This is a genomic window from Bifidobacterium sp. LH_730 (assembly GCF_056355835.1).
The window spans coordinates 13291-26604 of the sequence record NZ_JBKETB010000009.1 but is presented as its reverse complement, the minus strand read 5'-3'; the positions used below and the strand labels follow the sequence as shown (position 1 = coordinate 26604).

Sequence of the window (13314 nt, the reverse complement as noted above, 5' to 3'; positions counted from 1 at the left end):
CGCCGCGAACGGACCGTCACTCCTGGATGCGCATATGGAATCGTGCGGCCAGGGCCGGGACATCGGGGACGCCGTATTGCGCGACGAGGTCGAGCCAACAGCGCTTGTTGTCCTCGCCGAAGCGCGCCGCCTTGGCCGTGTAGGCGTCGACGGTGAGGAACTTCGGCGGAATCGACTTGCTGTTGTATTTGTCGGCGACCATCACCGTTTCCTGCTCAAGGTTCATCGGCACATAATCATCGGGCGGCAAAGGCAGATCCTGCCGTTCCACGGCCTCGCGCGTGAGTCCGACGCCGGTGTGGTTGCGCGCGAATTGCGCGATCGACTCGTCCACGCCTTGTTCGAGCAGCCACTCGTAGCCGAGGATGCCGTGCTTGATGTAGTTCGGGCCGTCGAATTTCAATGGCTTGCCGTCGGTGCCGTCATGCTTGAGCACGCGGTAGGTGCCGATGTCGTGCAGCAGCCCTCCGATCGTGACCATATGCTCGTCGACCAGACGCGGCGGAATCGTGCCGCCGGTCACGCCTTCGGTGGGCGGCACGACGGGTTGGGCGATCGACGGCGCAGCGGCTTCCCGTGAAACCGCGTCCCCACGCTCCGGCGCGTCGGCGGGCAATGTGCAGCGGCGCATGAACAAGGCGTTGCGACGGCGCGCCAGCTGCCGCGAGATCGTCGCCACGACCACGCAGTGCCCGTGGATGAGGTCATAGGCCGCCTGCGAGGGCGCGGCGCGATGATGCAGTTCGTCGATCTGGTCAAGGGTCGGAATGAAACCGGTCATACCGCCCATTCTAGGTGTGCCACGCCGTCCCAGCGTTACCAGCACGCCATCAACCGGCGCCGGAGTAACGCTGGGATACCCCTCAGCGTTACCAATACGCCAATTACAGGAATCTACGTAACGCTGAGGCGCGTCAGCGTTACCTCCGCGCCAGCTTGCGGTCCGCAAGTAACGTTGAGGGCACCCTCAGCGTTACTCGCATGCCATCAACCGGCATCTAGGCAACGCTCGGCAACGCCGAGCGCGCCTCAGATCCCGCGCACCGACCATTCCCCGGTGCGGTTCGAGGCGACGATCATATGGTCGTTCTCCAGCTCGCGCCACCCGTCGGCCTCCGACTGGTCGAATCCGGAGGAGGCGACGACCACACCCGCGGGCGCGCCGAAATCATCCTTGAGCCCGCGATATCGCACCACGCGATAATCGTGCGCATGCTCCGCCTGGCCGTATTCCTCGTAGACCTCGACGATGCGCGACGACACCTGCTCCCGCCCGGCCGCACGCAAGGCGATGAACTGGTCCGTGGACTGGATCATGCAGTTGTAGCTCGAGCGCGGATAGGCCTGCCGCAGCTCGCGCACGGCCTGCGCCACGGCCTCGGACAGCTCATATCCGAAGCCGATGTATTCGAGGATCACGGCGAAGAATATCGCGGAATCCGAGCGCCCGCCGGTGGCGAGGAAGGTGCTGTGCTTGACCGGATACTGCTTGTTGGTCACGATGTTGCGGCCATGCGAATCGGAGATATCGCCGTTGTGCACGAAGCTCAGCCCATTGCAATAGAACGGCTGCTGGTTCTCGAGGATCAACGGCAGATTCGAGGAGGCGAGACGCAGATGCCACAGCGCGCCGCGCGCCGGCACCGCGGCGAATCCGGGGAACAGCGCATCATGGCGCGCCGCGATGGTGGTTTTGTAGAGCGCCGTGCCGGTTTCCGGGCTGGGTGCGCCGCCGTCCTCGACATCGGATTGTTCCACCGGCTCGCGCACCGTCGCGCAACCCCAGCCATCGTTGTGGATCTCGCTGATCGCGCGGAATGCGGCCACGCGCTCGGCCCCCAGCACATCGTTGAGGCTGAGGTTGATGCCCGAGGTCGCATATCCCAGTAGTCTGCACATAGTACGCCACCGTACCGCGTCGCGGATTCGACGCGGCGGACCGGCTATAGACGCTGTCTATACCGTGTGCCGCGCGCCACGATTCCCTCAGATGCCATACACCTCACGCGTGGTGCGGCGGGTGGCGCGCGCGGCGTCGGCCAGCGGCATATCGAGCGCGTCGGCGAGCGCGCGCAGCGTGTACGGCACCATATACGGCGCGTTGGTGCGCCCGCGATACGGCATCGGCGTCAGATACGGCGCATCCGTCTCGACCATGCAACGCGAGGGCCCGACGATGCGCGCGGAGGCGCGGATGCCGTCGTTGCCCTTGTAGCTCACGGTGCCGGAGAAGCTCAGATACCAGCCGTTCTCGCGCGCGATCTCGGCCATCTCGGCGTCGCCGGAATAGGAATGGAACACGGTGCGCGCGGGCGCGCCGTCGGCCAGCATCGTTTCGATGACCTCGCGGTGCGAATCGCGATCGTGAATCTGCATCGGCAGATTCAATTCCTTGGCAAGCGAAATATGCGCGCGAAAGGCCTCGCGCTGCAGTTCCTTCGCGCCTTCGCCGGTGCGGAACAGGTCCATGCCGGTTTCGCCGATGGCGACGACCTGCTCCGGGTAGGTCGTCGCGAGGCGATGCACCTCGGCGAGCGCATCCTCGAAACTCGTGTCGTGCCAAGGCTTGTAGGTGACCGGCAGCCCGTCGGGGCCAGGCACGGCGCGATGGCCGTGGCGCACGGCTTCGTTGGGGTGGATGGCGAGCGCCGCATGGACGTTGTCGTGCTCGCGCGCCATATCGACGGCGGTCATCAGATTCGGCAGTTCGCAGCCGCAATCGATGATGCCGCTCACCCCAACGGCCGCGGCCTGCGCCAAATGCTCGTCGACGCTGTAGACCGGCACAGGCTCCTGGCCCTTCTCGACGGCCTCGTGGCTCACGGCGCGCGAGAACGGCACGACGGAGGCGACATGCGTGTGGTTGTCGATGATCTGCGCGTCCGCTGGCAGCGCCTCGGGTGCCGGCGCCCAGCTGCGGTCGCGGTGCTTGTGCTTGCTCATGCGCCCCAGCCTACCCTTTCGTACAACGCTATAACCAGGCCAACTCCAAAACCGCAATTCCCCAACAACGCCCTAGGGCGGTTGGTTATAGCGTTGTAAAAATCGACAACGCTATAACCACCCCGACTTGACTCACGTTGGAATTTCAACGATTTCGCACGTCGATATCCCATGAATGGTTATAGCGTTGCACGGATCATCGCATACTGCGACTCATAGAGCCGCCAATACGCCCCGCGCGCGGTCAGCAACGAGGCATGGTCGCCGCGCTCCACGATCTGCCCCTGGTCGATGACCATGATCTCATCCGCGTTCTCGATGGTCGAGAGCCGGTGCGCGATAATGAAGCTCGTGCGCCCCTTGAGCAGTTCGTTGAGGCCGGCTTGCAATGCCTCCTCGGTGCGCGTGTCGATATTCGAGGTCGCCTCGTCGAGCACGAGGATCCGCGGATCGGCCAGCAGCACGCGTGCGAAGGCGATGAGCTGGCGTTGCCCGGCAGACAGCGTGGAGCCGCGTTCCTCGACCACCGTGTCATAGCCATCGGGCAGGTCCATGATGAAACCATGCGCGTGCACGGCGCGCGCCGCACGTTCGATCTCGTCGTCGGTCGCGTCGAGCCGGCCGTAGCGGATATTCTCGCGCACAGTGCCGGAGAAGATGAAGGTGTCCTGCAGCATCACGCCCATCTGCCGGCGCAACGAGGCAAGCGTCACCTCCCGCACGTCGCGGCCGTCGATGGTCACCGACCCCTCGCTCACGTCATAGAACCGCGAGAGCAGGGAGACGATGGTGGTTTTGCCCGCGCCCGTCGGCCCGACCAGCGCGACCGTGCGCCCCGGTTCGATGTGGAAGTCGACGAGGTTGAGGATATTGCGCCCGTCCTGTTCATACCGGAACACGACGTCGTTGAAGTCGACCCGCCCGCGCACGGCCGGCAGCTCGCGCGCGCCGGGCGCGTCCTCGATCTCGGGGCGCACGTCCAGCGTTTCGAAGATGCGCTCCAAGTAAGCCGAGCAGGTGATGAGCTGGTTGTAGAAGTTGCCGATGTTGATGACCGGATTCCAGAAATTATTGAGATATCCGATGAACGCGATCAGCGTGCCGGTGGTCACCTCCACGCCGCCGAAGCCGGTGACGCCGAGGAAATAGATCAGGCAGATCGTCATCACGGAGATCGTCTGCACGCCGGGCCACATGAGGAACTGCACATGCACGGCGCGCATCCACGCGGCACGCACCTCGCCCTGCTGCTGTTGGAAGGTGGCGAACTGCGCGTGTTCCTGCGCGAAGGCCTGCGTGGTCTTCACTCCGGCGATCGACTCATGGATATAGGCGTTGAGATTGGATTGCTTGTTCGACAGCCGTTGGTAGGCGCGCCGCTGGAAATGCTGCAGGGTGAGCACCCAGGCGATGAGCAGCGGGAACAGCGCGAGGGAGAACAGCGCGAGCCGCCAGTCGACCGCGAACATGACCACAAGCGTGAGCAGGAAGGTGAACACGTCGGAGATCACGGTGATCAGTCCGCTGGAGAGGGTGTCGGAAAGCGTGTTCACATAGTTGACGACGCGGATGAGGATCTTGCCATGCGGACGCGAGTCGAAATACGAGAACGGCAGCGTCTGGATATGCGTGAAGATATCGCGGCGCATGTCTTTGAGCATGAGCTGGCCGACGCGCGTGATTTCGACGGTGCGATACCGCAGCGCGAATTCATAGATCACGATCAGCGCCGCCAATAGCGCGGCGAGCGCGCCCAGCAGTTTCAGATCATGGTTCGGAATGGCTTGGTCGATCATGATCTTGGTCAGATAGGGCACGGTGACCAGGATCGCGCTCATGGAGACGACGACGGAGAGGATGCGCACGACGCGCGGCAGATAGGGCTTGAGATACCGCCCCACGCGCGCGATATCCCTCAAGTTGATCCGCTCCTGGAGCTCCTCGTCCTCGCGGAAGGTGTTGCGTTGCGCCATCAGTACTCCTCCCCGAATCCGTGGGCCGCGCCGGCCGCCATGCCGAGTTGGCGCCGGTAGATGTCGTGATATCGCCCGTGGGCCGCGACGAGTTCGGCGTGCGTGCCGCGTTCGACGATGCGCCCGTGTTCCAGCACGAGGATGAGGTCCGCGTCCTTGACCGACGAGATGCGGTGGGCGATGGTGATGATGGTTTTGCGCTCGTCCATCTCGGCCAGGTGCCGCTGGATCTCGGCCTCGGTCTCCATATCGACGGCCGAGGTGGTGTCGTCCATGATGAGGATGGACGGATCGTCGGCGAGCGCGCGGGCCAGCGAGAGGCGCTGTTTCTGCCCGCCGGAGAGGCCCACGCCGCGTTCGCCCACGACGGTGTCGTAGCCCTCGGGCAGCGCGGAGATGAAGCGATCGGCGCCGGCGATGGCGGCGACGCGGCGGATATAGTCGTCGTCGAGATAGCGTCGGTTGCCATCGGCGCCATCACCGACGTCGGCTGCCGCATTGTTGTCGGCGCCGAAGGCGATGTTGCCGCCGATGGTGTCGGAGAAGAGGAAGGTGTCCTGCGCGACGATGCACACCTGCGCGCGCAATGCGGCGAGCGGCCAGTCGCGCGCGTCGCGTCCGTCGATGAGCACGCGCCCCTCGGTCGGGTCGTAGAAGCGCGAGATGAGGTTCACCAGCGTGGATTTGCCGGCGCCGGTTTCGCCGAGGATGCCGAGTTTGCCGCCGGCCGGCAGCGTGAAGTCGACGTCCGTGAGAATCGGCGTGTCCGGATCGTCGGGGAAGGCGAAGTCGACGTGTTCGAAGCGCACGTCGCCGCGCACGCGCTCGGCTTCCGGCTTGCTGGCGGCGGGCTCGGCACCGCCGCCGACAGCCTCGTCGAGATGCGATTCGGCCGTGAGCAGACGCCGGATCTTCACGCAGCTCGCGTTGAAGCGCTGCCAGTCGTTGATGAGCCAGCCGGACTGGCGCACCGGTCCGTCGAGCATCCACAGGAAGGAGTTGAAGCTCACCAGGCTGCCGAGCGTCATGCGCCCGGTGATCACCAAGTAGCCGCCCAAACCAAGTGTGATGAGTTGCAGCGAGAAACCGATGCCGTCCATCCACGGCATGTATCGGCGCGAATTGTAGGCCTGCGCCATATTGCGGGCCATATAGTCCTCGTTGTGCTCGTCGAATTTCCCGGTTTCGTAGGGCTCGCGCACGAAGGCCTTGACCACGCGGTTGCCTTCGATGTTCTCCTCGACCATCGAATTGAGCCGGGCGAGCGAGTTGCGGATCGCCAGGAACAGCGGCCGAGCATGCCGCGACAGACCGCGCGTCAGGAGGAAGAGGAACGGCGTCGTGGCCGCAAGCGCCAGGGCCAGCCGCCAGTCGATCGAGAACATCACGGCCAGCGCGCCCACGAACATGACCACGCAGTCGAGCGCGTTGTAGCTCACCCAGCTCAGCGCATGGCGGATCGCATCGGTGTCGGAGGTCATGCGGCTCATGATGTCGCCGGTGCGCGTGTGGTTGAAGTAGGTGAAGTCAAGTTTGTGGAGCTTCTCGTATTCGTCGCTGACGAGCCGATAGATGGAGTTCTGTCCGAAGCGCTCCATGAACATCACGTAGCCGTAGCGCGAGGCCACGCGGATCACAGTGAACAGGATGATCATCGCGCACAGCGTGCCGAGCAGGCTCGCCTGCCCGCCGACGATGACCTTGTCGACCACCGCGCCGTAGAGCAGCGGAATGGTCAGCGCCATCGTGTCGTTGACGACGAACAGGGCGAGCGCCCCGCCCACGCGAGGCATGTCGGGCGTGCAGTACGGCATGATCCACTTGAGGTTGCCGGCGTCGCGGTTGCGGCTCGGATCGACATACATGGGAGCACTTCCTGGGATTCACAACGGCGCGGCGCTTCCGCGCACAATAGCAGTCATTGTAGGCTCCCGGCGGGATGCCGACCGGAAGGCCCGGGACCTGTAACAACAGCGATATATGACGCGGCCGACTGACTCCGAAGAACCAGTCGGCCGTTTATATCGGTTCAGCTGTCAGTCAGTCGATCGCGCGATCAGCCGACGGACTTGCGGCTGGTCTCCGGTCCAAGCACGCCGATCACCACGGCCGCGACCGCGGCGGTGACGGAGATGGCCACGAAGATCGAGGTCGCGCCCCATGCGGTGAGCATATTGGCCACGATCAGCGGCATCAGCACGGTGAGCAGCTTCGCGAAGGCGTTGGCCACGCCGGTGCAGCGGAAGCGCACCTGGGTCGGGAACAGCTCGGGCGTGTAGACGGCGATGACGGCGCAGAAGGTCACATAGAGCGAGGTGGTGAGCACGATGCCCACGATGATGGCCCATACGGTCTGCGTCTGGGCCGCGTAGAGCAGCCCGAACACGGCGGTGACGATGAACGCCGGCACGATGGTGCGTTTGCGCCCGATGCGGTCGATGAGCACGGCGCTCAGGATGCATCCGAGCGGCGCGCCGAGCAGCATGACGGTGCTGATCCACAGCGAGCCGGACAGGTTGATGCCCTTCTTGACGAGCAGCGTCGGCACCCACGAGGTGAAGGTGTATTGGCACACATTGGTCGCGCCCACGGCGATCAGTGCGACGAAGAGATACAGCGCCACCGACTTGGCCACGCCACGGCGGCCGCCGGCGGAGGCGGCGGCATGCACGTCGGCCACGGGCGCGTCGTCCGTGCCATTGGCCTCAAGCGTCTTCACGATGGACTCGGCCTCGGCCATGCGTCCGTGCAGCGCGAGCCAGCGGGGCGACTCGGGGATGTCGCGGCGCAGCCACCACACCACGCCGGCGAGCACGCCGATCGCCACGAACATCGGGCGCCAGCTCCAGCGCGGCACGATGAACGCGCATAGCAGCATGGTCACGGGCGCGGCCGAATTGGCCAGCACGGAGATGATCGCGCACCATTTGCCGCGCGAGCGGGCGGGCGCGAATTCGTTGACCATGGCGTATCCGGTCACGATCTCGGCGCCCAGGCCGATGCCCGCGCCGAGACGGCACACGGCAAGGAAGACCATGGAGGGTGCGAAGGCACCGAGCAGCGTGAAGCCGCCGAAGAGCAGCAGGTTGAGCTGGTAGGCGACGCGACGGCCGAACAGGTCGCCGATGAAGCCGGCGAGCAGCGAGCCGATGAGCAGGCCGGCGAAACCGGCGGACATGAACCAGGAGTTCTCCTGCACGGTGGACCAGTGGCTTTCCAGCGAGCTGGAGGCGACGGTGGAGGCCATGTAGACGTCGATGCCGTCCAGCAGCATGCCGGCCGCCACCAGGGCCACGATGCGTTTGAGCGTCGGGGTCACCTTGGTGCGATCAATGCGCTTGACGATGGCCGACACATTGTCGGCGGAGGATTGCGGGGTATTCGATTCGGACATGATGACGGGGCCCCTGCCCCAGGCGTGCCGCCGGGCGTTCCCATGCGCGATGGCGGCTTATGGCCTCCCCCACGCCGCCCTCGGCCACGTCATTGCATTGCGTTGACGTGAATATGCTCGGCGTTGTGCGCCGACCGAACGGCCATTCTAGGTGCGCCGCATGCGGATACATGCCCCGTGTCACATACTGGAAACGATTCCGAGATGCGGGGCGTGCAACCGCCGCATCCGTATGGAAGCCATCACCATCCCTCACGGAATACGGAACTCCTCGGGGTTTGTACGGAACTCCGCCGGGTTTGTGACGCCAGATATCACAGACCCGGCGCAGTTCCGTACAAATCCGGCAGACATCCGTACCAGCCCAGCGGAGTTGCGTATGGAACCGGCAGCGTTACGAACAAATCCCGCGGAGTTACGAACGAACAAAGACGGTGAAAAAGAGAAACCCGGCGGGGAGAAAACCGCCGGGTGAGAGAGAAGAGAGAAGAAGGGTTCAGTTATGGGGCTCCTGATGGAACCTCGCCGGCGGGGCTTCCCGCTGACATGTTCCATATAACCGCGGCTTTCTTGGAGGAACGATGCGCATTCCTGAGAAAACGCTATGAATATCGCAAAGAATGTGCGGAATATACGCGCACCCCGCCGCGTCCGGCCATATCGCAGACCAGAGATTGCGGGCGGGGCGCGTTACACAACGAAATCCGACGGGCTCAGGCGCCAAGCTTGGCCTTCTCGGCGGCGAGACGCTCGGCCTCGGCCGCGCGACGGGCGGCAAGCGCCTCGTCGAAGCGGGCGAGCTCCTCCTCCACGGCCTCCTTGGGGATCTTGGCGAAGATCGGGGTCGGCTTGGCCACCGGCGTGCCAACCGCAATCGGTTCGCTGGCCCACGGGTGCACGGTCTCGCCGAGCTTATAGTCGCCGGTGATGATCGGATAGCTGAAGCCGGGCTTGTCGAGGTCCTCGACCTCCTCGAGGCGAGGCAGCGGCGAGAACACACCAGTGCCGCCCAGCGCCTCCCATACCTTCTGCGCCGCGTGAGGCAGGAACGGGGCGAGCAGGTGGTTCGCGTCGGAGACGGCCTGCGCGGCCACATGCAGCACGGTGCCGAGGCGCGCCGGATTGTCCTTGATCTTCCACGGCTCTTCTGCCGAGATGTATTTGTTGATATCGCCGACGATGCGCATCGCCTCGATCAGCGCGCCCTTCTGGCGGTGGGATTCGATGAGCCCGCCGACCGTGTCGAAGGCGGCGCGGGTCTCGTCAAGCAGCGCGCGGTCCTCGTCGGTGACGCAGGCTTCGTCGAGCGCGGGAATCTCGCCGAAGTTCTTGGCGATGAGGTTGGCCACACGATTGACGAGATTGCCCCACGAAGCGGCCAGCTCCTCGTTGTTATGGCGCACGAACTCGGCCCACGTGAAGTCGGCGTCGGAGGATTCCGGGCCGGCGATCGAGATGTAGTAGCGCACGGCGTCCACCGGATAGCGCTCGAGGATGTCCTTGACGTAGATCACGATGCCGCGCGAGGAGGAGAACTTCTTGCCCTCCATCGTCATGAACTCGCTGGCCACGACCTGCTCGGGCATGTTCAGCGGACCGAGCTCGCCGGCCTCGCCGCCCTTGGAGCCGGCGCCGTTGTAAGCCAGCATCTCGGAGGGCCAGATCTGCGAGTGGAAGGTGATGTTGTCCTTGCCCATGAAGTAATAGCCGGGGGTGGAAGGATCGGTCCACCATTCGCGCCACGCCTCGGGCGACGAGCCGAAGCGGCGCGCCCACTCAATCGAAGCCGACAGGTAGCCGATCACCGCGTCGAACCACACGTAGAGCTTCTTGTTCGGGTTGTCGATCCAGCCCTCGACCGGCACCGGGATGCCCCAGTCGATGTCGCGCGTGATCGCGCGCGGCTTGACCTCCTTGAACAGGCCCTTGGAGAAGTTGATGACGTTGGTGCGCCAGCCCTCGCGGGTGTCGAGCCAGGCGAGGTTGGCCTCGGCCAGCGCCGGCAGGTCGAGGAAGTAGTGCTCGGTCTCCTCGAAGCGCGGGGTTTCGCCGTTGATCTTGGAGACGGGGTTGATGAGTTCGTCCGGATCGAGCTCGTTGCCGCAGGCGTCGCACTGGTCGCCGCGCGCGCCGTCGGTGTGGCAGATCGGGCATTCGCCCTCGATATAGCGGTCGGGCAGCGTGCGCCCGGTCGACGGCGAGATGGCGACCTGCTGGGTGCCCTTGTAGATATATCCGTTCTTCAGGCACTGGGTGAACAGTTCCTGCACGACCTTCTCATGGTTGCCGGTGGTGGTGCGGGTGAACAGATCGTAGCTCAGGCCCAGATCGCACAGATCCTTGGCGATGACGCGGTTGTATCGGTTGGCGAGCTCCTGCGCGCTCAAGCCTTCCTTCTCGGCCTCGACGAGGATCGGGGTGCCGTGCTCGTCGGTGCCCGAGACCATGAGCACGTCGTTGCCCTTCATGCGCTCGTAGCGCGCATAGACATCCGACGGCACACCGAAGCCGGCGACATGTCCGATATGGCGGGGGCCGTTCGCATACGGCCATGCGACATTCACCAGAATATGACTCATAGGGCCCGATTATCCGGCGCGGCGGGGACAGTGCCGGGCGTGCGCCATCCACCGAATCATCCACATAATCCAATGAATTTACTTAAGTTATGCACTTATCCACCGTTTCCCCGGAACAGCTGGCGGACGAAACCGTCGCTTCCTATGGTCGGGCCGCATGGACATATCAGGAACCGCCACCGTCGCGGAGATATATGAACGCAGCGCCACCGGCACGCCACCGCTGCTGCAATCGCAGGACCTTCCCGGCCCGCTCAGCCTCAACCGACTGGCCCAGATGGGAATGGTCCGCAAACTCGACGAATTGTGCGGATATCCGTCGGAATACGCCGACACCCTCTACGGACGGGCCTCCATCATCGGCAAGATCGCCCCATACGGCACCTGCGCCTGTTCCGCGACGGCCCTGTGGATATGGCTTGGCGGCGATGATTTCCCGCGGACCATCGACGTGCTGTCACGCTCTCATTTCCGCACGATCATGCACGGACGACGCATCCGCACCTTCAGCCGGCGCACCTCCGACCGGCAGATCATCACCATCGCCGGGCAGAAGCTCACGACGCCGATACGCACGGCCTGCGACCTGGCGCTGCTGCCGATCAACGAGATGTCGCCGACGCGCGTGCTCGACACGGTGGCGACGCTAATGAGCCGCTTCGGCATCGAGCCCGAGGACTGCCTCAAATTGCTCGACGACCTGCGCTTTCTGCAACGCGCCCCACAGGCCCGGGCGCTGTTCCGTCGGCTCAAGCAGGCCGACCCCGGCGAATGGCGTGTGCCAGTCGACCCGGATGACAGCGAGGCGCCGGACGAAACGGCCGCTGGCCCCGACGCCGACGACAGCGGCAGACCCCGCCTCGCCGTTCCCGTGGGCGCATCCGGGGGTCTGCGATGAACGCGCGATCGGCATGGTCCGCCGGCCGAGGACGGGATGACGATCGACACGGCGGCGACAAAGCGCCGAACCGGGATGGCGCCCACGGGAGGAATTGGCGCGATCGATGGGGACGCGGCGCCGTGGATTTCGGCGTCGTCGACCGGCTCGACGCGCTGCCCGGTGCGGACGAACCAATCCTCGCAAGGCAGCCCGGGCGTCGGGAGCGGACGCCGCCTTCGCCGCCGCTGGCGCTCACCCCACTGGTGGCCTGCGACCCGGACACGGACCCACGGGTGCTGTGGCATATCGCGCGCGAAGTGCCGCGGCTGCGCCGATGGCTGGTGGCCAATCCCTCCGCCGACGCGGAACTGCTCGAATACCTTTCCCAAGCCGGCGGCCCCGGTGTGCGCGAGGCCCTCGAGCTCCTGCTTGACTCAATGGAGCCCGAAACGCCTCGGAAGCCCCTCAGCCCTTGAGTTCCAGCACCTTGGCATAGATCTGCTTGCGGCTGGCGAAGGAGCCGTCGGCCAGCGGATGCTCCTCCACGACCTTGCCGATCGCGTCCTTGATGCGCATCCCTTCCCCGCGCGCGCGGTCGATGGCCAGCAGCGCCATGTCCTCGATGGACAGCGCCGCCGGCTCGGCGGCCGCGGCCTCGCTCTCGGAGGCGCCGGCGATGACCAGCACCATCTCGCCGCGCGGCGGGTCGGCGATCACGCCGTCTCGAATCGAACCGATCGGCCCGCGCCGGATCTCCTCATAGTCCTTGGTCAGCTCACGGCACAGCGCCATAGGCCGTTCCGCGCCCAGCACCTCGAGCAGGTCGTCCATCGAGTCGGCGATGCGGTGCGGGGTCTCGTAGAAGACCATCGTGCGCCGCTCGGCCTTGAGCGCGCGCAGATGCTGCACACGTTCGCTGTGTTTGCGCGGCAGGAAGCCCTCGTAGCAGAAGCGGTCGGTGGGCAGTCCGGACAGGGCGAGCGCGTCGAGCACGGCCGAGGGGCCAGGCGCGCAGGTGACCCTCAGTCCGCGTTCGATGGCGCGGCGAACGATCGCAAGCCCCGGATCGTTGATCGTCGGCATGCCCGCGTCGGAGACGACGAGCACGGTGGCCCCCCGCTGTTCCACGGCGTCGAGCAGACCGTCGGCTTTGTCACGTTCGTTGTGGTCGTGATAGGCGACGACGCGGCCGTTCACATGCACGCCGAGCCGGTTCGCCAGATCATACAGACGGCGCGTGTCCTCGGCCGCCACGATATCGGCGCGTTCCAACAGCGCCATGAGCCGCGCCGAGGCGTCCCCGACATTGCCGATTGGCGTCGCCGCGAGCACCACGGCGCCGGCCGGTATCTCGACAGCCATGCCGCCGCCGATCGCCGTCCCGGCGCCGGCATTCCCGATGCCATCGGTTCCGTCTGCCAACGTCATATCCTCGCCATCCATCGCTGCGTTCATATTCCCCAGTATCCCACGCCCCGCTTTCCGCAAACTCCTGTTCCATTCTGCAAACGTATGCACTACCGTAGGTAGGCAAGACCATAACAA

10 protein-coding genes are annotated in these 13314 nt (G+C 65.0%); 2 read left to right on the top strand and 8 right to left on the bottom strand.

Features of this window, described 5'->3' with window-relative positions:
* Window positions 1-16 precede the first annotated feature (16 nt).
* From AC1AUD_RS10195 to metG, 7 genes are all read right to left on the bottom strand, one after another.
* Complete coding sequence (locus AC1AUD_RS10195; RefSeq protein ID WP_476574255.1) at window positions 17-781, bottom strand: HD domain-containing protein; 765 nt, start codon at window positions 779-781, stop codon at window positions 17-19.
* Between the two features lie 248 nt (window positions 782-1029).
* Entirely contained in the window at window positions 1030-1899 is an 870-nt protein-coding gene (locus AC1AUD_RS10190) for a class II glutamine amidotransferase (protein WP_476574254.1), read from the bottom strand.
* 87 nt (window positions 1900-1986) lie between these two features.
* On the bottom strand, window positions 1987-2943 hold the full coding sequence (locus AC1AUD_RS10185; RefSeq protein WP_476574252.1) for a TatD family hydrolase: 957 nt from the start codon (window positions 2941-2943) through the stop codon (window positions 1987-1989).
* A 179-nt stretch (window positions 2944-3122) separates the two neighbouring features.
* The gene (locus AC1AUD_RS10180) at window positions 3123-4916 is read right to left on the bottom strand and encodes an ABC transporter ATP-binding protein (RefSeq protein ID WP_476574250.1); all 1794 of its coding nucleotides are present in this window, start codon (window positions 4914-4916) and stop codon (window positions 3123-3125) included.
* On the bottom strand, window positions 4916-6781 hold the full coding sequence (locus AC1AUD_RS10175; protein ID WP_476574248.1) for an ABC transporter ATP-binding protein: 1866 nt from the start codon (window positions 6779-6781) through the stop codon (window positions 4916-4918). The genes AC1AUD_RS10180 and AC1AUD_RS10175 overlap by 1 nt, the downstream gene beginning before the upstream one ends.
* A 191-nt stretch (window positions 6782-6972) precedes the next feature.
* Entirely contained in the window at window positions 6973-8310 is a 1338-nt protein-coding gene (locus AC1AUD_RS10170) for an MFS transporter (protein ID WP_476574246.1), read from the bottom strand.
* A 713-nt stretch (window positions 8311-9023) separates the two neighbouring features.
* Window positions 9024-10889, bottom strand: coding sequence for a methionine--tRNA ligase (gene metG / locus AC1AUD_RS10165; protein WP_476574245.1), 1866 nt, complete (start codon window positions 10887-10889; stop codon window positions 9024-9026).
* A 157-nt stretch (window positions 10890-11046) separates the two neighbouring features.
* On the opposite strand from metG, the gene AC1AUD_RS10160 reads away from it, so the two are divergent.
* Together AC1AUD_RS10160 and AC1AUD_RS10155 are read left to right on the top strand one after the other, a co-directional pair.
* On the top strand, window positions 11047-11787 hold the full coding sequence (locus AC1AUD_RS10160; protein WP_476574243.1) for a hypothetical protein: 741 nt from the start codon (window positions 11047-11049) through the stop codon (window positions 11785-11787).
* On the top strand, window positions 11784-12245 hold the full coding sequence (locus tag AC1AUD_RS10155) for a variant leucine-rich repeat-containing protein (protein ID WP_476574241.1): 462 nt from the start codon (window positions 11784-11786) through the stop codon (window positions 12243-12245). The genes AC1AUD_RS10160 and AC1AUD_RS10155 overlap by 4 nt, the downstream gene beginning before the upstream one ends.
* On the opposite strand, the gene rsmI is transcribed toward AC1AUD_RS10155, so the two are convergent.
* On the bottom strand, window positions 12235-13224 hold the full coding sequence (gene rsmI / locus AC1AUD_RS10150) for a 16S rRNA (cytidine(1402)-2'-O)-methyltransferase (RefSeq protein WP_476574240.1): 990 nt from the start codon (window positions 13222-13224) through the stop codon (window positions 12235-12237). The genes AC1AUD_RS10155 and rsmI overlap by 11 nt on opposite strands.
* Window positions 13225-13314: the final 90 nt, after the last annotated feature.

Bases quoted from the DNA above. Each gene is read 5' to 3' on its own strand.
- AC1AUD_RS10195 (WP_476574255.1), bottom strand. From the start codon at position 781: ATGACCGGTTTCATTCCGACCCTTGACCAGATCGACGAACTGCATCAT.
- AC1AUD_RS10190 (WP_476574254.1), bottom strand. From the start codon at position 1,899: ATGTGCAGACTACTGGGATATGCGACCTCGGGCATCAACCTCAGCCTC.
- AC1AUD_RS10185 (WP_476574252.1), bottom strand. From the start codon at position 2,943: ATGAGCAAGCACAAGCACCGCGACCGCAGCTGGGCGCCGGCACCCGAG.
- AC1AUD_RS10180 (WP_476574250.1), bottom strand. From the start codon at position 4,916: ATGGCGCAACGCAACACCTTCCGCGAGGACGAGGAGCTCCAGGAGCGG.
- AC1AUD_RS10175 (WP_476574248.1), bottom strand. From the start codon at position 6,781: ATGTATGTCGATCCGAGCCGCAACCGCGACGCCGGCAACCTCAAGTGG.
- AC1AUD_RS10170 (WP_476574246.1), bottom strand. From the start codon at position 8,310: ATGTCCGAATCGAATACCCCGCAATCCTCCGCCGACAATGTGTCGGCC.
- metG (WP_476574245.1), bottom strand. From the start codon at position 10,889: ATGAGTCATATTCTGGTGAATGTCGCATGGCCGTATGCGAACGGCCCC.
- AC1AUD_RS10160 (WP_476574243.1), top strand. From the start codon at position 11,047: ATGGACATATCAGGAACCGCCACCGTCGCGGAGATATATGAACGCAGC.
- AC1AUD_RS10155 (WP_476574241.1), top strand. From the start codon at position 11,784: ATGAACGCGCGATCGGCATGGTCCGCCGGCCGAGGACGGGATGACGAT.
- rsmI (WP_476574240.1), bottom strand. From the start codon at position 13,224: ATGAACGCAGCGATGGATGGCGAGGATATGACGTTGGCAGACGGAACC.